Source organism: Streptococcus sanguinis, assembly GCF_001078705.1.
GTDB lineage: Bacteria > Bacillota > Bacilli > Lactobacillales > Streptococcaceae > Streptococcus > Streptococcus sanguinis_D.
The window spans coordinates 1,113,027-1,131,428 of record NZ_CDMW01000001.1 but is presented as its reverse complement, the minus strand read 5'-3'; the positions used below and the strand labels follow the sequence as shown (position 1 = coordinate 1,131,428).

The window sequence follows — 18,402 nt, the reverse complement described above, 5'->3', positions numbered from 1 at the left end:
ATTTTCTGTCAAGCTCGCCAGAGCTTAAGTGAGACCGTCCGATTTTCTGATAAGGCATTTTTTAGCAAATTCTGTTTGGCAGAAAATCTGGCGAGTATTTTTTGAGTAAAAGACGAACGTTTGTTTTTCTGGCAAGTAGTTTTTAAGCAAAAAACTTTTTCTGAAAATCAGGAAAGGTAAAAAGGGAATTAAAGTTAAAATAAATAAAAAATTTAGGAGATTATAAAAATGAAAAAAATTTATGGAATTACTAGTGTAGATGTTCAGACTTTGGAAAACAACGAATTTTTCCAGCTCATGTCTGAGAGTCGGAGCGAGATTGCAACTTTTATCAAGGAAAATAAGGTGGACGGCATTTACACGACCAAGCTGGATGAGATGGACAAACTTCTGGAACAGCTGCAGGGCGGGCTTCATCAGACCAAGTCCAGCAAGCTGGTGGCTAGTCTAGATCAGGCTGACCGCGAGCGTGATGATGCTTTGGGTACGCTCCAGTCTTTGGTTCGGGCCTTTGCACGGGTCAAGGATGCAGCGACCAAGGAAGCTTATGAGACCCTGTCTCAGATCCTGAAAAACTACATTGGCCTAGCTGCGACTAGCTTGGAAAAGGAGACCGAGGGCATCAACCACTTGCTCCAAGAGCTGAAAAAACCAACCTACCAGACAGCGCTGGCTAAGCTTCATCTGGAAGCCCATGTCGACAGTCTGGCTGCTGCTCAGAAGGCCTTTGAAAAGGTCTACAAGGAGCGACTGACTGAGCTCAAGGGCAAGACACCGAGCCAGAATAAGAACGTCCGCCTCAAGCTGCAAGAAATCTATGATTTTCTAGTCGATTTCACTGCGATCATTGCCTACGCTTATCCTGAAAGAACTCACGTGGTCAATCTCCGCGACCACCTCAATACCATCCGCAGCCGCTACAAAAAACGCAAACCAGCTAAGAAAGTGAAAGAAGAAGTGGCGGAGGCGAACTAGCTACTTCTGACGAAAGGAGACAGCCAATGACGCTTGACAATAAACTGGGTCTGACGGATTCGCTTGAACTAGCCAAGATGGTTATGCGACAGAGGCTGCCCAAGCCTGTCTAGACTTCGCTTTCCAGCTAGCTAGCTTGTCAGAAGTTTACTCTTTTACATCCTTACTCAATCTCCCTTCGCAAAAAGTCATGCAAAAACTAGGCATGGAATTTGTCAAAGAATTTGATAATGAAAAAGTTCCAGCAGACAGTCCCCCTTTATAGACATGTCCTCTACAGAATCAAGTGTTTTCACTAAAAAGGCAGGTATTCCCATGAGAACTGAAACCGAGATGTTTAATGTGATTTTGCAAACTGCAAAAGTGCTACAGGTTGACGCTGTCGCTATGTCCGGCTCGCGGACAAATCCAAAGGCTCCCAAAGACGAGTTCCAAGACTATGATGTGGTCTACGTTGTGGAGGATTTGGATGGTATGGTGGCTGACCTTGCTTGGTTGGACCAGTTTGGCAAGCGCATGATTGAGCAGCATGTCCTACTAGACCATCGCCACCTCTATCTCATGCTTTTTGAGGATGGCAATCGGATAGATTTGACCCTTTGTTCTAAGGAGCACATTAAAGAGTGGGTGGATAGCGAAGCAGATTTCACGGTGCTGGATGACGCGCAGGGGCTGTTTGCTCCTTATGCACCGGCCCCCAAGCGCTATTGGACGACAACAGCTAGTGCGACTGACTTTGACAAATCCTGCAATGAATTCTGGTGGGTCTCAGCTTATGTAGTCAAGGGCATTCGTCGGAACCATCTGGTCTATGCGACGGATCATCTGTATGGAATCTGCCAGCAAGAATTGCTCAAGCTTTTAGCTTGGCAAGTGGCAGCAGATAAGGGGACTGTCGATATTGGCAAGAACTACAAGTACCTCTTTCAGTATTTGCCTGCTGAAAAAGAGAAAGAATTTACAGCCTTGCTTGACTTTTCTAACCAGAAAAGCCTCACCAAGTCTCTCTTAGCTACCATGGACTTTTTCCACAAAGAGGCACAAGCCTTCTCTCTCAAAACCGGCTTCCACTATGACAAAGAAAGCGCAGAGAAGATGCTGACCTATGCCAAGGAAAAGCTAGGAGTGGGGGAATGAGTGTTAGCTCGCAATAGATAGTAATCATATCATGTTAGAAAAAGTTGAACGCTTCATTCCGGAAATCAACCGCATTCTTCGAGAGGGATGTTCAAAGGATTACATTGAGACTGACAAGGTAGAGAAAATAAATCTTAAGCACATCTTTGCGAAGGTACTAATTGAGGTCATTCTGGTTTACCGTGTCAAAACCTCCGAGTCTATCCTGGATAAAGTCGCACGCTTTTCTGAACACAGGAGGTCTATCCGGCCAACTCTGTCCTCAATGACATTTTCAGTGCCCGCATGATCTTAAGCTCGGAGGAAATTACCCAAGTCATGGAGCGACTCGACGACTGGCAGATCGCCTACAGCCTGAAAAAATAGTACCTGCGGGACAAAGACGGCTATGTTGGCATCCATATCTACTTCAAAAACAAAAGCAACTTTTACTACCCATGGGAGCTCCAACTCTGGGACAAAAAAGATGTGACTGGCAATATCGCCAGTCATATCAAGTATAAACGGGAGTTTGTGAGGTAGGAGAGTGAATAAGAGGAGTAACAATGACACCAGAAATGTTTGAGAGATTAATCAGAGCGATTAATTCAACAGATTGGATTGATCACGGATTGCAGTTCGGAGGAATAATAGTACCTATTATCTTTGCCCTCTGGATTTCTTGGAGAGATTCAAAGAGATTAAAAGTAGATGTTGAAAATCAGAACAGAATATTGGATGAACGGCAACAAAAGTTAGAAACTATTCAAACTACAATCGCCGAAAATATTTCAGAACTGACAAAACAACAGAATCAACTCTCCAAAACCCAAGAAAAAGTTGAAGAAAACCTAAGAGAGCTAAAAGAATTAGCACAGCAATCTAGGAAGTTAAATCAGTTGACCATGCAGGTTCATTATAAAGTATTTTTTGAAAAACATAAAAGTTTTAAAAAAGCTTTGATGAGAATTGAAGAATTTTATGAGTTGTACCAACAAAAATGTTCTGATTCTGGTTCAATGCCACCTGAAGTAAAAAATAAATACAAAGCTCTCCGAAATTCGATCGGGGATTATAAAATCTATGGATTCCTATTTTTAGATGAAGAAAATATTCCACCAATTGTTTTTGATGATTTTTTAAAATTAAAAGAATTTCTACAAAAAATAGATTTTAAAAGAGCACAAAATTATGACGAATATTTTGAAAACATTTATCCTAAACTAAAAGAATTTGATATGGAATTGAATAAATTATTGTCCTAACACAAAACTGATCTTGAAGGAGTCTGTATCGCTGTCGTAGTGATTCTGACAGTCCTCAGGGCCGTCTATCGCAATCTGAGAGACTCTGGCTCTCAGATTAGCCATGAAACCGTAGGTTTGCTGGTGTCCCATGCTACCTAAGGAAACTATTAAAAAAATTTTTAAAAAGAGAATTATTATGTCCAACATTCAAAACATGTCCCTTGAGGACATCATGGGAGAGCGCTTTGGTCGCTACTCCAAATACATCATTCAAGAGCGGGCCTTGCCGGACATTCGCGATGGCTTGAAGCCTGTGCAACGTCGTATTCTTTATTCGATGAACAAGGACGGCAACACCTTTGACAAGGGCTACCGCAAATCTGCCAAGTCTGTCGGGAACATCATGGGGAATTTTCACCCCCATGGTGACAGCTCCATCTACGATGCCATGGTCCGCATGTCTCAGGACTGGAAAAACCGTGAGATTCTCGTTGAGATGCACGGTAACAACGGTTCTATGGACGGTGATCCACCAGCGGCTATGCGTTATACCGAGGCGCGCTTGTCTGAAATGGCTGGCTATCTTTTGCAGGATATCGAGAAAGATACCGTTCCTTTTGCTTGGAACTTTGACGATACTGAGAAGGAGCCGACTGTTCTGCCAGCAGCCTTTCCTAACCTTTTGGTCAATGGTGCAACTGGGATTTCCGCCGGTTATGCGACTGATATTCCACCTCATAATCTAGCCGAAGTCATTGACGCGGTTATCTATATGATTGACCATCCGTCTGCCAAGGTGGACAAACTCATGGAGTTTCTGCCTGGTCCAGACTTCCCGACAGGAGCTATTGTCCAAGGCCGTGATGAGATCAAGAAAGCCTATGAGACTGGTAAAGGTCGCGTCGTGGTGCGCTCTAGAACTGAGATTGAAAAGTTGAAGGGCGGAAAAGAGCAAATCGTCATCACCGAGATTCCTTACGAGATTAATAAGGCGGTCTTGGTCAAGAAAATCGACGATGTGCGGGTCAACAATAAGGTGACTGGCATTGCTGAGGTTCGGGACGAATCCGACCGTGACGGTCTGCGCATTGCTATTGAGCTCAAGAAAGACGCCAATACTGAACTGATTCTCAATTATCTCTTTAAGTACACTGACTTACAGGTGAATTATAACTTCAACATGGTGGCTATTGACAATTTCACGCCTCGTTTGGTGGGAATTGTACCAATCTTGACTAGTTATATTGCCCACCGCAAGGAGATTATTCTGGCTCGTAGCCGTTTTGACAAGGCCAAGGCTGAGAAACGACTGCATATTGTAGAAGGATTGATTCGGGTGCTTTCCATCTTGGATGAGGTGATTGCCCTGATTCGTGCTTCTGAAAACAAAGCAGACGCCAAGGAAAATCTTAAGGTCAGCTATGATTTCACTGAGGAGCAGGCTGAGGCTATCGTCACTCTCCAACTCTACCGTTTGACCAATACAGACGTAGTGGTTCTGGAAGAGGAAGAAGCAGAGCTCCGCGAGAAGATTGCCATGCTGGCTGCCATTATCGGTGATGAGCGCACCATGTATAATCTTATGAAGCGGGAGCTCCGCGATGTCAAGAAGAAGTTTGGCAATCCGCGTCTCAGTGAGTTGCAAGATACAGCAAATGCCATTGAGATTGATACAGCTAGTCTGATTGTTGAGGAAGAAACCTATGTCAGCGTGACTCGTTCTGGTTATATCAAGCGGACCAGTCCGCGTTCCTTCTCAGCTTCGACCTTAGAGGAGATGGGCAAGCGTGATGATGACCGCCTGATTTTCCTCAGCCCAGCCAAGACGACTCAGCATTTATTGATTTTCACCAGCCTGGGAAATGTTATTTACCGGCCTGTTCATGAGCTGTCAGACATCCGCTGGAAAGAAATAGGAGAACACCTCAGCCAGACCATCAGCAACTTTGATACCAAGGAAGAGGTTATCTATACAGAATTGCTGGATAGCTTTGAGGAAGGCACTTACTTTGCAGCGACCAAGTTAGGTCAAATCAAGCGTGTAGAGCGCAAGGAATTCAGTCCTTGGCGGACCTACAAGTCTAAGTCGATTAAATTTGCCAAGCTGAAAAATGAAGACGACCAGGTTATTGCTCTGGCGCCGATTAAGCTGGATGATGTTATGCTCGTGACTAGGAATGGCTATGCCCTTCGCTTCAATATTGAGGAAGTTCCTGTCATCGGAGCTAAGGCTGCTGGGGTTAAAGCCATCAATCTCAAGAAAGACGATGTCCTAGCGGCAGCCTTTATCGCCAATACAGACTCACTTTACCTCCTGACCCAGCGCGGTTCGATCAAGCGTATGGCAGTCGCAGATATTCCTGTTACCAGTCGGGCAAATCGCGGTCTTCAAGTTCTGAGAGAGCTTAAGACCAAGCCACATCGTGTCTTTGCAGCTGGACCAGTCTATGGCGAAGCAGTGGACTTCGACCTTTTCACAACAGAAGCAGAAGCCAGCGAGGAGCAGATTTTGCAGGTGCTTTCTAATAAAGGAACTGCCTATGAGATCAATCTAGCTGATCTTAGTCTGTCTGAGAGAACTAGTAACGGCAGCTTTATTTCTGATACCATTTCAGACGAAGAAGTCTTCTCAGCTTATATCAAGTAATCATCAAACCAGTTCGCAGGAGCTGGTTTTTTTCAATTTCTATAAGTTTGATAGCGGAACAAAAGACTGAATAACAAAATTTTCAGAAAATTGAAAATAATACTTGAAAATATCTTAAAAAGGTGTAAAATAGGGAGTATCTAAAAATGAAGTTTGGAAGAAGAGGAGAAAGACCATGACTGTAAATCTTGACTGGGAAAATCTAGGATTCTCATATATGAAACTACCTTATCGCTATTTAGCTTACTATCGCAATGGCCAGTGGGAAGAAGGAACCCTAACTGAGGACGCTACGCTCCATATTTCTGAGTCGTCTCCTTGCCTTCACTACGGTCAGCAGGCTTTTGAGGGTCTGAAGGCTTATCGAACTAAGGACGGCAGCATTCAACTCTTCCGTCCGGATAAAAATGCGGATCGTCTGCAGCGGACAGCTGACCGCTTGCTCATGCCGCAAGTTCCTACGGAAATGTTCGTGGAAGCAGTCAAGCAGGTTGTCCGAGCTAATGAAGAATATGTGCCACCTTATGGAACAGGCGGAACCCTTTATATTCGACCTCTCTTGATTGGAGTCGGCGATATTATCGGCGTAAAACCAGCTGAAGAATACATTTTCACTATCTTTGTAATGCCTGTCGGCAATTACTTCAAAGGCGGTCTGACTCCGACTAACTTCATTGTGTCAGATGACTATGATCGCGCGGCACCGCACGGAACTGGTGCGGCAAAAGTGGGTGGCAATTACGCTGCTAGCTTATTACCAGGAAAGATTGCTAAGGATAAGCATTTCTCTGATGTGATTTATCTAGATCCGGCAACCCATACCAAGATTGAAGAAGTAGGTTCTGCCAATTTCTTTGGTATCACCAAGGATAATGAGTTTGTAACACCGCTCAGTCCGTCTATCTTGCCATCCATCACCAAGTACTCTTTGCTTTATCTGGCAGAGCATAGACTAGGGCTCAAACCGATTGAAGGAGATGTTCCTCTGGCAGACTTGGGTAAATTTACTGAAGCTGGAGCTTGCGGAACTGCTGCAGTTATCTCTCCTATCGGAGGTATCCAGCACGGCGATGATTTTCATGTCTTTTATAGCGAGACAGAAGTCGGTCCAGTCACTCGGAAGCTATATGACGAATTGACTGGTATCCAATTCGGTGATGTTGAAGCACCAGAAGATTGGATTGTGAATGTATAATCTAAAAACTGTCCTTGATTGGGCAGTTTTTCTGTAATTCTAGCTTAAGATAGCTTGCGTACTCAGTCTTTTTCGTGTACAATAGAAATTTGAAAGAGGTAAGTTATGAGTAAAAAAGACAAAAAAATTGAAATTCAAATCACAGATAGCAAAGTGAAGGTCGGATCAGACCAATTTGACGGTTATAGTCTTGCTATAGGTAAGAAGGTTATTGGCGAGATTGCCGAACTAGATGGCCAGTTTGCAATTATCAAAAATGGAAATGCTGAAAGTTTTTATAAAAAATTTGAAAGAGCCGTGGAAACTTTGATTGAAACCTATAATTTAAGCAAATAAGGGCTTGCATTTTCATTGTATCAATGTTATAATAGATAGCGTTGATTGTCGGAGAGATAGCGAAGAGGCTAAACGCGGCGGACTGTAAATCCGCTCCTTCGGGTTCGGGGGTTCGAATCCCTCTCTCTCCATTCTTTATATTAATGGGGTATAGCCAAGCGGTAAGGCAAGGGACTTTGACTCCCTCATGCGTTGGTTCGAATCCAGCTACCCCAGTTCTTAGGTAATAGATCTGATAAAATAATAAAATGTCTTCTGGTGTTTTATTTCTTTATAGGATGGAAATCGTTAACGATAGATCAATGTCATTTGCGGGTGCTTAGGAAAATAAATAAGTAGTATGTCAAGCGAAAGCTTGATTGTTGGAGGATTTTTTTAGATGAATGAATTTGAAGATTTGCTAAATAGTGTTAGCCAAGTTGAGCCAGGTGACGTCGTTACTGCTGAAGTATTGACTGTTGACGCTAACCAAGCTAATGTTGCAATCGCTGGAACTGGTGTTGAAGGTGTTTTGACTCTTCGTGAGTTGACAAACGACCGCGACGCTGATATCAACGATCTTGTAAAACCAGGTGAAACACTTGAATTGCTTGTTCTTCGTCAAGTAGTGGGTAAAGATACAGACACCGTAACTTACCTGGTATCTAAAAAACGTTTGGAAGCTCGCAAAGCTTGGGACAAATTGGTTGGTCGTGAAGAAGAAGTTGTCACTGTTAAGGGCACTCGTGCTGTTAAAGGTGGTCTTTCAGTTGAGTTTGAAGGACTTCGTGGATTTATCCCTGCTTCAATGCTTGATACTCGTTTCGTTCGCAACACTGAGCGTTTTGTAGGTCAAGAGTTTGATGCTAAGATCAAAGAAGTAGATCCAAAAGAAAACCGCTTCATCCTTTCACGTCGTGAAGTTGTAGAAGCTGAAGCTGCAGCAGCACGTGCTGAAGTCTTTGGTAAGTTGAATGTTGGTGATATTGTAACTGGTAAAGTTGCTCGCATCACTAGCTTCGGTGCTTTCATTGACCTTGGCGGAGTTGACGGATTGGTTCACTTGACTGAATTGTCACATGAACGCAACGTATCACCTAAGTCTGTCGTATCAGTTGGTGATGAAATTGAAGTTAAAGTTCTTGACTTGAACGAAGAAGAAGGACGTGTGTCTCTCTCTCTTAAAGCAACAACACCTGGACCATGGGATGGCGTTGAGCAAAAACTTGCTGCTGGCGATGTGATTGAAGGAACTGTAAAACGTTTGACTGATTTCGGTGCTTTCGTTGAAGTATTGCCAGGAATTGATGGACTGGTTCACATTTCACAAATTTCTCACAAGCGTGTTGAAAGCCCTAAGGATGCCCTTAAGGTTGGTCAAGAAGTGACTGTTAAGGTTCTTGAAGTGAATGCTGCTGATGAGCGTGTATCACTTTCTATTAAGGCTCTTGAAGAACGTCCGGCTCAAGAAGAAGGGCCAAAAGATGAGAAACGTCAATCACGTCCTCGTCGTCCAAAACGTCAAGAAAAACGTGACTTTGAACTTCCAGAAACTCAAACTGGATTCTCAATGGCTGATTTGTTTGGCGATATTGAATTGTAATTAGATAAAAGAAGTTGAGTTTTCTCAGCTTCTTTTTCTGATTTTCACTTGTATTTTCAGAGAAAATCAGTTATAATGAATTAGTTGCCACCCTTAGTGTAATGGATATCACGCAAGATTCCGGTTCTTGAGATGGGAGTTCGATTCTCTCAGGGTGGATGACTTAAAATTGGACTCTTAGGAGTCTTTTTTTGCTCTTTCTTGGAGGAACACATGCAATGACAGTAAAATTAATTGCTCATACCTTAATCGAGAAAGAGGGGAAGTATTTGCTTATCAAACGCTCTAAGATAAAGCGAGGCCTTCCTAATGTTTATCCATCTTATTGGGATATTCCAGGCGGAGGTGTAGAAGAGAATGAACTGCCTAGAGAGGCAGCTCTACGTGAGGCTATGGAGGAGGTTAATCAAAAGATTCGGATTGATAAGATTATCCATGAAGATAGTCAGTTTGATGCTAGCAAAGATACTGTTTTCACACGCTTAGTTTATGCGGGTAGAATTTTGGAAGAGCGTGATATTATATTAGATCCAGAAGAGCACACAGACTTTATCTGGATTTCTTCTTTGAAAGACATAGAGAGCGAGCTCATCGTGCCTTATTTAATAGATATTTTTGCCGACAAACCTATATAAAACAACTAAAAAACACCCCCTTTTTTATCAGGAGATGTTTTTTTATAATTAGTTTTTAGACGCTTCTTGGAATTCAGGATTCTTCCATGCTTCATCAATAATTGCTTGCAATTCTTTAGCAGAAGCTTGCATTTTTTGAGTCTCAGCATCGTTAAGTGGGATGTTTACTGGACGTACGATACCGTGAGCACCAACGATAGCAGGTTGACCAATGAAGACATTTTCAACGCCATATTGGCCTTCTTGGAAGACTGACAATGGCAATACAGCATTTTCATCGTCAAGGATAGCTTTTGTGATACGAGCCAAGGCAACCGCGATACCGTAGTAAGTAGCACCTTTTTTGTTGATGATTGAGTATGCTGCGTCACGAACGGAGATGAAAAGATCAACCAAGTCTTGTTCGTTCAAGTCACGGTTAGCTTGCAACCATTGCTCCAATTTCACACCTGCAACGTTAGCGTGTGACCAAACGGCAAACTCAGAGTCACCGTGCTCACCCATGATGTAGGCATGGACAGAACGAGCATCGATACCAATCTTTTCAGCAAGAGCTTGACGGAAGCGAGCTGAGTCAAGTGAAGTACCTGAACCGATAACGCGCTCTTTAGGGAAACCAGAGAATTTCCATGTAGAGTATGTCAAAACATCCACTGGGTTAGCAGCAACGAGGAAGATACCGTTAAAGCCTGATTCTACGACTTGAGTAACGATAGATTTGTTGATAGCCAAGTTTTTACCAACAAGGTCAAGACGAGTTTCGCCTGGTTTTTGAGGTGCACCTGCAGTGATAACAACCAGGTCTGCATCCGCACAGTCTGCATAAGTAGCTGCGTAGATTTTCTTAGGTGAAGTGAAGGCAAGGGCATGACTAAGGTCTTCAGCATCACCGACAGCCTTTTCAAATAATTGAGGGATTTCAATAATACCAAGTTCTTGAGCTATACCTTGGTTTACAAGAGCAAATGCGTAAGATGAACCTACAGCACCGTCACCGACAAGGATGACTTTTTTATGTTGTTTAGTAGCAGTCATTTCTAAACATCTCCTTATTTTTTTAGGAAAGATTTCCCATACACATTCATTCTACCACTTTTGACATATTTTGTCACGGTCAACTTGTATATCTAGCGATGTAAACGTTTTTACAAATGGTTCAAAATACTGAAAAATCAAAGAAAATGTGGTATAATATAGGATAGTTTAATATGAAAGAAAGGCATTTTTTAATGCAAGACAGAAACTTAGTAAATGTTAATCTGACTAGTGAAATGAAGACTAGTTTCATCGATTACGCTATGAGTGTTATCGTGGCTCGGGCACTTCCAGATGTTCGTGATGGTCTCAAACCAGTTCACCGTCGGATTCTCTATGGTATGAATGAGCTGGGCGTGACGCCTGAGAAGCCTCACAAGAAATCAGCTCGTATCACAGGGGATGTCATGGGTAAGTATCACCCGCATGGTGACTCCTCTATTTATGAAGCGATGGTGCGGATGGCTCAATGGTGGAGTTATCGCTATATGCTCGTAGATGGCCATGGAAACTTCGGTTCTATGGACGGAGACGGAGCTGCTGCTCAACGTTATACAGAAGCACGTATGAGCAAGATTGCTCTTGAGATGCTTCGCGATATTAATAAAAATACTGTTGATTATATTGACAACTATGATGCCAGTGAGAGAGAGCCTGTAGTTCTTCCTGCTCGTTTCCCTAACTTGCTTGTAAATGGAGCGACAGGGATTGCAGTTGGGATGGCGACTAATATCCCTACACATAATCTCGGTGAGTCTATTGATGCAGTAAAACTTGTCATGGATAATCCGGAAGCAACAACTCGCGATATCATGGAAGTCCTGCCTGGACCAGATTTTCCTACAGGTGCACTGGTTATGGGTAAGTCTGGTATTCACCGGGCTTATGAAACAGGGAAGGGTTCGATTGTTCTTCGTTCTCGCACTGAAATCGAAGAGATGAAAAATGGTCGTGAGCGAATTGTCGTAACTGAGTTTCCTTACATGGTTAATAAGACTAAGGTCCATGAACATATTGTTCGTCTGGTGCAGGAAAAACGCATTGACGGTATCACAGCTGTTCGTGATGAGTCCAACCGTGAAGGGGTCCGTTTTGTCATTGAGGTTCGTCGTGATGCCTCTGCACATGTCATTCTAAATAACCTTTTCAAGCTGACTCAGATGCAGACCAATTTCAGCTTCAATATGCTGGCTATTCAAAATGGTGTTCCGAAGATTCTGTCTCTACGTGAGATTTTGTTGGCTTACATTGAGCACCAAAAAGAAGTAGTGACTCGACGGACGGCTTTTGATAAAGAAAAGGCGGAAGCTCGAGCTCACATCTTGGCTGGTTTGCTGATTGCGTTGGATCACATTGATGAAGTGATTCGCATTATCCGTAATAGCGAGACGGACGCAGAAGCCCAAGCTGAATTGATAGCTAAGTTTGAGCTGTCTGAGCGCCAGAGTCAGGCTATCCTTGACATGCGTCTGCGTCGTCTGACTGGTTTGGAACGTGATAAGATTCAGTCAGAGTATGATGAGCTAATTGCTTTGATTGCGGACTTGGCTGATATTTTGGCTAAGCCAGAGCGCGTTATCGCTATTATCAAGGAGGAGTTAGACGAGGTCAAGCGTAAATTTGCGGATGACCGCCGGACTGAGCTGATGGTGGGAGAAGTTCTTTCTCTTGAAGATGAAGATTTGATTGAGGAAGCGGATGTTTTGATTACCCTGTCTAATAAAGGCTATATAAAACGTCTGAATCAGGCTGAATTTACCGCTCAGAAACGCGGAGGCCGTGGTGTTCAAGGAACAGGTGTCAAGGACGATGACTTCGTCAAAGAGCTGGTTTCAACGAGTACCCACGATAGACTGCTCTTCTTTACTAACAAAGGCCGGGTCTATCGTCTCAAAGGATATGAAATCCCTGAGTATGGCCGGACAGCCAAGGGCTTGCCAGTAGTCAATCTTTTGAAGCTGGATGAAGGAGAGACTATTCAGACTATTATTAATGTCCAGCAAGACCGAAGTGATGATTCCTATCTCTTCTTTACTACCCGTCATGGGGTGGTCAAACGGACAAGTGTGACAGAATTTGCTAATATTCGTCAGAACGGTCTCAAGGCTTTGAATTTGAAGGATGAAGACGAGTTAATCAATGTCTTTCTGACGGACGGTGCTGCAGACGTTATCATTGGTACTAAGTTTGGTTATTCTGTCCGTTTCAATGAGACAGCTGTCCGGAGCATGAGTCGTATAGCGACTGGTGTTCGCGGGGTTAATCTTCGAGAGGGCGACCAGGTTGTTGGGGCTGGAGTGATTGCTGAGGGAGACGAAGTGCTTGTCATTACCGAAAAAGGCTATGGTAAGCGAACTCTTGCTAGCGAGTACCCAACCAAGGGTCGTGGTGGTAAAGGGATTAAAACAGCCAATATCACTGATAAGAACGGGCCTCTTGCTGGTCTGATGACAGTTACTGGCGAAGAAGATTTGATGATTATCACTAATACAGGCGTCATCATTCGGACCAGTGTGGCTAATATTTCTCAGACCGGTCGCTCGACCATGGGAGTTAAGGTCATGCGTCTGGACCAAAATGCACAGATTGTCACCTTTACAAGCGTCGAAGCAGACGATAAAGAAGATGTAGCAGAGGAAGAAAACGAATCGTAAAAGAGGACCTCTATATGGTACAAGGAAAAAGAAGTCGAAAAAGAAAACAAAAAAGCAAAAGAAATATTTTTATCAATATTGTTGCGACATTATTAATTATTGTGGCTCTTGGCTTAATCTTTAATGCGCAAATCCGAAACATGATTATGGTTTGGCATACCAACCAATATCAGGTCAGCAAGGTTTCCAAAGACTCTATTAATAAAAATAAAAATGTTGAGACTAGCTTTGATTTTAATAAGGTAGAGTCACTTTCTACAGAAGCAGTTATCAATGCTCAGTGGAAAGCTCAGCAACTGCCTGTTATAGGAGGCATCTCTATTCCGGAAGTTTCCATGAATTTGCCGATCTTCAAAGGACTGGATAATGCCGGATTGTATTATGGTGCTGGTACGATGAAAGAGACCCAGCAGATGGGGCAGGGAAATTATGCCTTGGCTAGCCACCATGTCTTTGGCATCACAGGGGCTAGCAACATGCTCTTTTCCCCACTGGATCGTGCTAAGACTGGCATGAAGATCTATATCACTGATAAAGAGCATGTCTATACTTATGTAATCACTAGTGTTGAAACGGTAACTCCGGATCGAACGGATTTAATTGAGGATACCGAAGGCGTTACAGAGATTACTTTGGTTACCTGTGAGGATGCTGCGGCAACCAACCGGACTATTGTCAAGGGAACGTTAGAAGGCTCTGTTGAGTATGAAAAGGCTCCTAAGGAAGTTCTTGAATCTTTCAGTAAGTCCTACAATCAAATGCAGATTTAAAGACAAAAAACTAAAAAAATTTCACTCCAAAGGTTAGGAAGAACTCTAATTTTTGGAGTTTTTTTATCTAAAATTTTGTTCTGAGCAAAAGTTTTTTTATATCAATTCTTGCTGATTTTGACTCTTTTTCCGAATAATAAGGTAAGGAGGTTTCTATGTATAGCATTTCATTTCAAGATGATATTAGCATGATGCCACGGGAGCGTTTGATGAGAGAAGGGGCTGAAAAACTCAGTAACCAGGAGCTTCTATCGATCTTTCTCAGAACAGGCAACAAAAAAGAAACTGTTTTTCAAGTTTCTCAAAGAATTTTATCATCGATTTCCAGTTTGAACGATCTTAAGTATTTAACTTTGCAGGAATTGCAGACTATTTCTGGAATCGGTCCGATTAAGGCTGTGGAGCTGCAGGCCATTATCGAATTAGGTCGTCGGATTAATCGAGCAGAGGTTCTGCAGAAAGAGCAGATTATGGGCAGTCAAAAATTAGCCCAGAAGATGCAGCAGGAATTGGGAGACAAGAGGCAGGAGTGCTTGGTTGCCATTTATCTTAATAGTCAAAATCAAATTCTTCACCAGCAGACAATTTTCATGGGGACGGTAAGCAGAAGCATTGCTGAGCCGAGAGAGATTCTCCACTACGCTCTCAAGCATCTAGCGACATCTATCATACTGGTACACAATCATCCATCAGGCTCAGTCATTCCCAGCAGAAACGACGATGAGGTGACCCAGCATATGAAAGAAGCTTGTGAGATGATGGGTTTAGTTCTTTTGGATCATTTGATTGTGTCTAAGTCCAACTACTATAGCTACCGAGAGGAGACAGATATGATATAATTTGATTTACTTGAATATAAAAAACTTCTATTCGTGTAGAACAGAAGTTTATCTAGGAATAGAGGCTTCTAAAGAATATTGACAACATAATCAAACAGAGCTAAGTCTCCTTCTCTGGAGCCAAACAAGAACTCTGGGTGCCATTGGACGCCAAGGAAAGGACTACCGTCAGTAGAAGTGATGGCTTCAATAATCTTATCGCGAGGATCATAGGCGATGACTTCTAGGCCAGTAGCCAAATCCTTGATACTTTGGTGGTGGAAGGAGTTGATTTCAGATGCAGGGCCATAGATTTCATGCAGAATAGAGCCATTCTTGGTCACCATGCTTTGAGTTGTGTACTCAGCAGAGCTATCTTGCCAATGATCTTCAATGTCTTGATGAAGAGTACCACCTAGAGCGACATTATAAAGTTGGGTTCCGCGGCAGACGGTGAAAATTGGTTTATTTTGACGGCGAGCTTCCTTAATTAAAGCTAATTCAAAAATGTCCCGTTTGAGTAGATAATCATCGCTGTCAATGGTTTTCTCTTCACCATAGAATTGAGGGCATACATTCTGACCGCCTGTGATGATTAATTTATCGATAATGGAAACATACTGTTTCGCCATTTCTTCATCACCGATTGGCAAAATCATTGGAATTCCGCCAACTTCTTTGACACCCTCAACGAATCCTGTCGCTGTATAGCTCATATGGATGAAGTGATCGTCTGGGATTTCTCTTTCATTTCCGGTTATTCCAATAATAGGTTTACCCATAGATTGTTTAATACCTCTTTCAAATTAATTGTCATTTTTTCTCATGAAGTAGAGCAGAGTCTGCAGTTCGCTAGTCAGGTCAACATACTGGACGACCACATCCTTAGGCAGGGATAGGTTTACAGGTGAGAAACAGAGAATACCCTTTACACCAGCCTGAACTAAGATAGATGCGACTTCTTGAGCTTTTACGCTAGGTACAGTTAGGATAGCAGTTTGCACATTTCCTGACTGTATTTTTTCTTTGATTTGGGAAATTCCATAGATAGGAATCCCATCGCTGGTTGTGCTGCCAACTTCTGGATGGTCATCTGTGTCAAAAGCCATTACAACCTTCATTTTATTGCGCTCATGAAAACGATAGTGCAGCAGAGCACGTCCCATATTACCAACGCCAACAATCATGACATTGGTAATAGCATTGTCGTTTAAGAGGTCAGCAAAAAAGTTCATTAATTTCTTGACATCGTAACCAAATCCTCTGCGGCCGAGTTCACCGAAATAAGAAAAATCTCGTCTGACAGTAGCAGAGTCAATACCAATGGCTTCTGCAATTTGTTTGGAGTTGGCTTTTTCAATCTTCTCAGCATTAAAACGTTTAAAAATACGATAGTAGAGCGATAGCCTTTTAGCAGTAGCTCGGGGAATTGTAGTATTTTTTTCAGTTTTCACAAAATCACAACCTTTCTAATTCTATTTTATAGAAAGTTTGTGAAAAAATCAACTAATTAAGAGTGTTTGATCATTAAAAAAGAAAAGAGTTAACGTTTAAGTTATGTTGCAGTTGCGAAGAGATTAGTCCTGATAGGGAGTTAAGTCTAACTGGTACATCTGGCGGTACAAGTCTCCAATTAGCCCTGCAAAAGGCAGCTGGTGTCCCTTATACGTAACAGAAAGCACCTTGAGCGAGTCAGGAACCGTAACGCAGCCAGAGAAGGCTAGAAGAAATTCATCGAAATCTTCATAGGTAAGTGTTCGTTTTACCTTATATGAGTCCAAATAGGTCAGTTCAACCATCGTTAATCCTTTCCTTTGGTTCGATTAGTCATTTGATATTTTCAAGAGTTCTAAGCAGAAGTCAAGCTTGTTTGGTTTTTTAAAGAGTCTAAATCAAAAAAGCAAAATTGCGAGAATCTTGCTTATTGTGGTGTCTTTTCAAAAATATTTCTTTCAACCAAGCTATCCATCAAGAAATAAAATTTTTGCTGGATAATGTGATGGTCTTCTGATTTGAAAATATTGACCAAGCGCAGGCCTGATTTGTCAGTGATATTGATTTTGAAACCATTCAAATCTTTATTGACGATGATTTTCAGCAGAAAACCATTTCCGCTGTTGGGAACAGATTCCAGCAGACGAGAGAGTTCATAGTTGCCAACCTTGCTTTCAGCGAATGTATTGTCGCGCAAGGTAAATTTCTTGACATTTGGGTGAAGTGAATAGGTATATTCACAGTTTGCTAAGCTAACAGATGTTTGAAAGGCCATCTTATCCTCCTAAAATTTCTTTTAATTTCTTTGTAAATGATTGAATCTCTTGCAGAGTTGTTTGGTCCGAAGTGCTGAGCCGAATAGACTCATGCAAGCGGTTGGAATCTTTGCCATACATAGCCTGCAGGACATGACTGGGTTGTATAGCTCCGGCTGTGCAGGCTGATCCTGTTGAAATGGAAAAGCCATTTAAATCCATTTGAAGCAGAAGCAGGTCATTCTTTTGATTGGGAAATCCCAAATTGATGACGTAAGGCAAGCTTGGTTGGCTTTCATTTAAGTAAAAGTCAATGTCCGATAAGTCAGCAAGTAAGCTGTTTTTTAAGTCTTGCGCATGCGCTAAATTCTCCTCAAGATGTTCCGTGCTATCTGACAGAGCCGCCGCCATACCTGTGATAGAGATTAGATTTTCAGTTCCGGCCCGGTGTTTTTCTTCCTGGTCGCCACCGTGCATGAAATTGTCAAAATCCATCTTCTTGGCATAAAGGAAGCCAACGCCTTTGGGACCATGAAACTTATGCGCTGAAGCAGATAGAAAGTCAATCCCTAGCTCGTCAGGGTAGATGGGAAGTTTACCAATTGCTTGGACAGCATCAACGTGAAAAGCAGCAGGATGTTCTTGTAGTAATTCACCAATTTCCTTAATGGGGAGCATGGCACCCGTCTCGTTATTAACTGCCATGACGGACACAAGAATAGTGTCAGGTCTAAGAGCCTTCTTAATATCCTCCGCTCGAATCTGACCATCTACCGGCTGAACAAAAGTAGCTTCGAAGCCGAATTTATCTACTAGGTACTCCACCACTTCTAAGACAGCATGGTGTTCAATAGCAGTGGTCACAATATGCTTTCCTCGGTTCTGGTGACGAAGGGCATAGCCTTTGATAGCAGTATTATTGCTTTCAGTGCCGCCTGAAGTAAAAAGAATCTTATTGCTTTGAGTATGCAGGGCTTGAGCAATATCTTCACGCGCCTGCCTAAGGAGTTTACTAGCTTCTCGACCATGGCTATGCGTACTGGAAGGATTTCCGAAGACAGTCATAGTTTTGGTCATTGCTTGAATTGCAGCGAGCGACAAAGCAGTTGTAGCAGCATTATCTAAATAAATCACTCCGGTTAC

16 protein-coding genes, 3 tRNA genes and 3 pseudogenes are annotated in these 18,402 nt (G+C 42.6%); 16 read left to right on the top strand and 6 right to left on the bottom strand.

The features are described 5' to 3' along the window. The first annotated feature begins 228 nt into the window (after positions 1-228). The 13 genes and pseudogenes from SSV_RS05630 to SSV_RS05570 all read left to right on the top strand — a co-directional run bounded on the left by SSV_RS05630 (position 229) and on the right by SSV_RS05570 (position 9,733). The gene (locus SSV_RS05630; protein ID WP_072074017.1) at positions 229-975 is read left to right on the top strand and encodes a DUF6261 family protein; all 747 of its coding nucleotides are present in this window, start codon (positions 229-231) and stop codon (positions 973-975) included. 79 nt (positions 976-1,054) lie between these two features. After that, positions 1,055-1,274, top strand: a pseudogene (locus SSV_RS05625) (GNAT family N-acetyltransferase); the annotation flags it as partial. A 16-nt stretch (positions 1,275-1,290) separates the two neighbouring features. Beyond that, a complete protein-coding gene (locus SSV_RS05620; protein WP_072074016.1) occupies positions 1,291-2,112 on the top strand; it encodes an aminoglycoside 6-adenylyltransferase in 822 nt (273 codons plus the stop codon). A gap of 31 nt (positions 2,113-2,143) precedes the next feature. Continuing rightward, positions 2,144-2,634 (top strand): annotated as a pseudogene (locus tag SSV_RS05615) (GTP pyrophosphokinase). A gap of 23 nt (positions 2,635-2,657) precedes the next feature. Continuing rightward, complete coding sequence (locus tag SSV_RS05610) at positions 2,658-3,356, top strand: hypothetical protein (RefSeq protein WP_072074015.1); 699 nt, start codon at positions 2,658-2,660, stop codon at positions 3,354-3,356. A gap of 178 nt (positions 3,357-3,534) precedes the next feature. Next, complete coding sequence (gene parC, locus SSV_RS05605; RefSeq protein ID WP_072074014.1) at positions 3,535-5,985, top strand: DNA topoisomerase IV subunit A; 2,451 nt, start codon at positions 3,535-3,537, stop codon at positions 5,983-5,985. A gap of 169 nt (positions 5,986-6,154) precedes the next feature. Then, positions 6,155-7,180: pseudogene (locus SSV_RS05600) on the top strand (branched-chain amino acid aminotransferase); the annotation flags it as partial. A 105-nt stretch (positions 7,181-7,285) separates the two neighbouring features. Next, positions 7,286-7,516: a DUF2969 domain-containing protein gene (locus SSV_RS05595; protein WP_072074012.1), complete on the top strand. Its 231-nt coding sequence runs from the start codon at positions 7,286-7,288 to the stop codon at positions 7,514-7,516. Positions 7,517-7,566: 50 nt separating this feature from the next. Further along, positions 7,567-7,647: transfer RNA gene (locus SSV_RS05590), tRNA-Tyr, on the top strand. A 13-nt stretch (positions 7,648-7,660) separates the two neighbouring features. Next, positions 7,661-7,732: transfer RNA gene (locus SSV_RS05585), tRNA-Gln, on the top strand. 163 nt (positions 7,733-7,895) lie between these two features. Beyond that, positions 7,896-9,098: a 30S ribosomal protein S1 gene (gene rpsA, locus SSV_RS05580; RefSeq protein WP_072074011.1), complete on the top strand. Its 1,203-nt coding sequence runs from the start codon at positions 7,896-7,898 to the stop codon at positions 9,096-9,098. A gap of 87 nt (positions 9,099-9,185) precedes the next feature. Next, positions 9,186-9,257 (top strand) — tRNA-Arg (locus SSV_RS05575). Between the two features lie 59 nt (positions 9,258-9,316). Further along, on the top strand, positions 9,317-9,733 hold the full coding sequence (locus tag SSV_RS05570; protein WP_072074010.1) for an NUDIX hydrolase: 417 nt from the start codon (positions 9,317-9,319) through the stop codon (positions 9,731-9,733). Positions 9,734-9,781: 48 nt separating this feature from the next. Here SSV_RS05570 and SSV_RS05565 read toward each other — a convergent pair whose 3' ends face one another. Then, positions 9,782-10,768 (bottom strand): L-lactate dehydrogenase, encoded by a 987-nt coding sequence (locus SSV_RS05565; RefSeq protein ID WP_002895436.1) that lies wholly within the window; start codon positions 10,766-10,768, stop codon positions 9,782-9,784. Between the two features lie 194 nt (positions 10,769-10,962). On the opposite strand from SSV_RS05565, the gene gyrA reads away from it, so the two are divergent. From gyrA to radC, 3 genes are all read left to right on the top strand, one after another. Next, the gene (gyrA, locus tag SSV_RS05560; protein WP_218054017.1) at positions 10,963-13,422 is read left to right on the top strand and encodes a DNA gyrase subunit A; all 2,460 of its coding nucleotides are present in this window, start codon (positions 10,963-10,965) and stop codon (positions 13,420-13,422) included. 14 nt (positions 13,423-13,436) lie between these two features. Beyond that, positions 13,437-14,192, top strand: coding sequence for a class A sortase (locus tag SSV_RS05555; RefSeq protein WP_072074008.1), 756 nt, complete (start codon positions 13,437-13,439; stop codon positions 14,190-14,192). A 155-nt stretch (positions 14,193-14,347) separates the two neighbouring features. Then, positions 14,348-15,031: a RadC family protein gene (gene radC, locus SSV_RS05550; protein WP_002897519.1), complete on the top strand. Its 684-nt coding sequence runs from the start codon at positions 14,348-14,350 to the stop codon at positions 15,029-15,031. Between the two features lie 68 nt (positions 15,032-15,099). Here the strand turns inward: radC and SSV_RS05545 are convergent, their stop codons facing one another. The 5 genes from SSV_RS05545 to SSV_RS05525 form a co-directional block, all read right to left on the bottom strand. Next, positions 15,100-15,792 (bottom strand): gamma-glutamyl-gamma-aminobutyrate hydrolase family protein, encoded by a 693-nt coding sequence (locus tag SSV_RS05545; protein WP_002897520.1) that lies wholly within the window; start codon positions 15,790-15,792, stop codon positions 15,100-15,102. A 24-nt stretch (positions 15,793-15,816) separates the two neighbouring features. Then, positions 15,817-16,464: a redox-sensing transcriptional repressor Rex gene (locus tag SSV_RS05540; protein WP_072074007.1), complete on the bottom strand. Its 648-nt coding sequence runs from the start codon at positions 16,462-16,464 to the stop codon at positions 15,817-15,819. A 123-nt stretch (positions 16,465-16,587) separates the two neighbouring features. Further along, complete coding sequence (locus tag SSV_RS05535; RefSeq protein WP_002900305.1) at positions 16,588-16,809, bottom strand: DUF4649 family protein; 222 nt, start codon at positions 16,807-16,809, stop codon at positions 16,588-16,590. Between the two features lie 122 nt (positions 16,810-16,931). Beyond that, positions 16,932-17,279 (bottom strand): DUF1831 domain-containing protein, encoded by a 348-nt coding sequence (locus tag SSV_RS05530; RefSeq protein WP_002902952.1) that lies wholly within the window; start codon positions 17,277-17,279, stop codon positions 16,932-16,934. 1 nt (position 17,280) lies between these two features. After that, positions 17,281-18,393, bottom strand: a complete 1,113-nt coding sequence (locus tag SSV_RS05525) for a cysteine desulfurase family protein (RefSeq protein ID WP_304362497.1) — start codon at positions 18,391-18,393, stop codon at positions 17,281-17,283. Positions 18,394-18,402 lie beyond the last annotated feature (9 nt).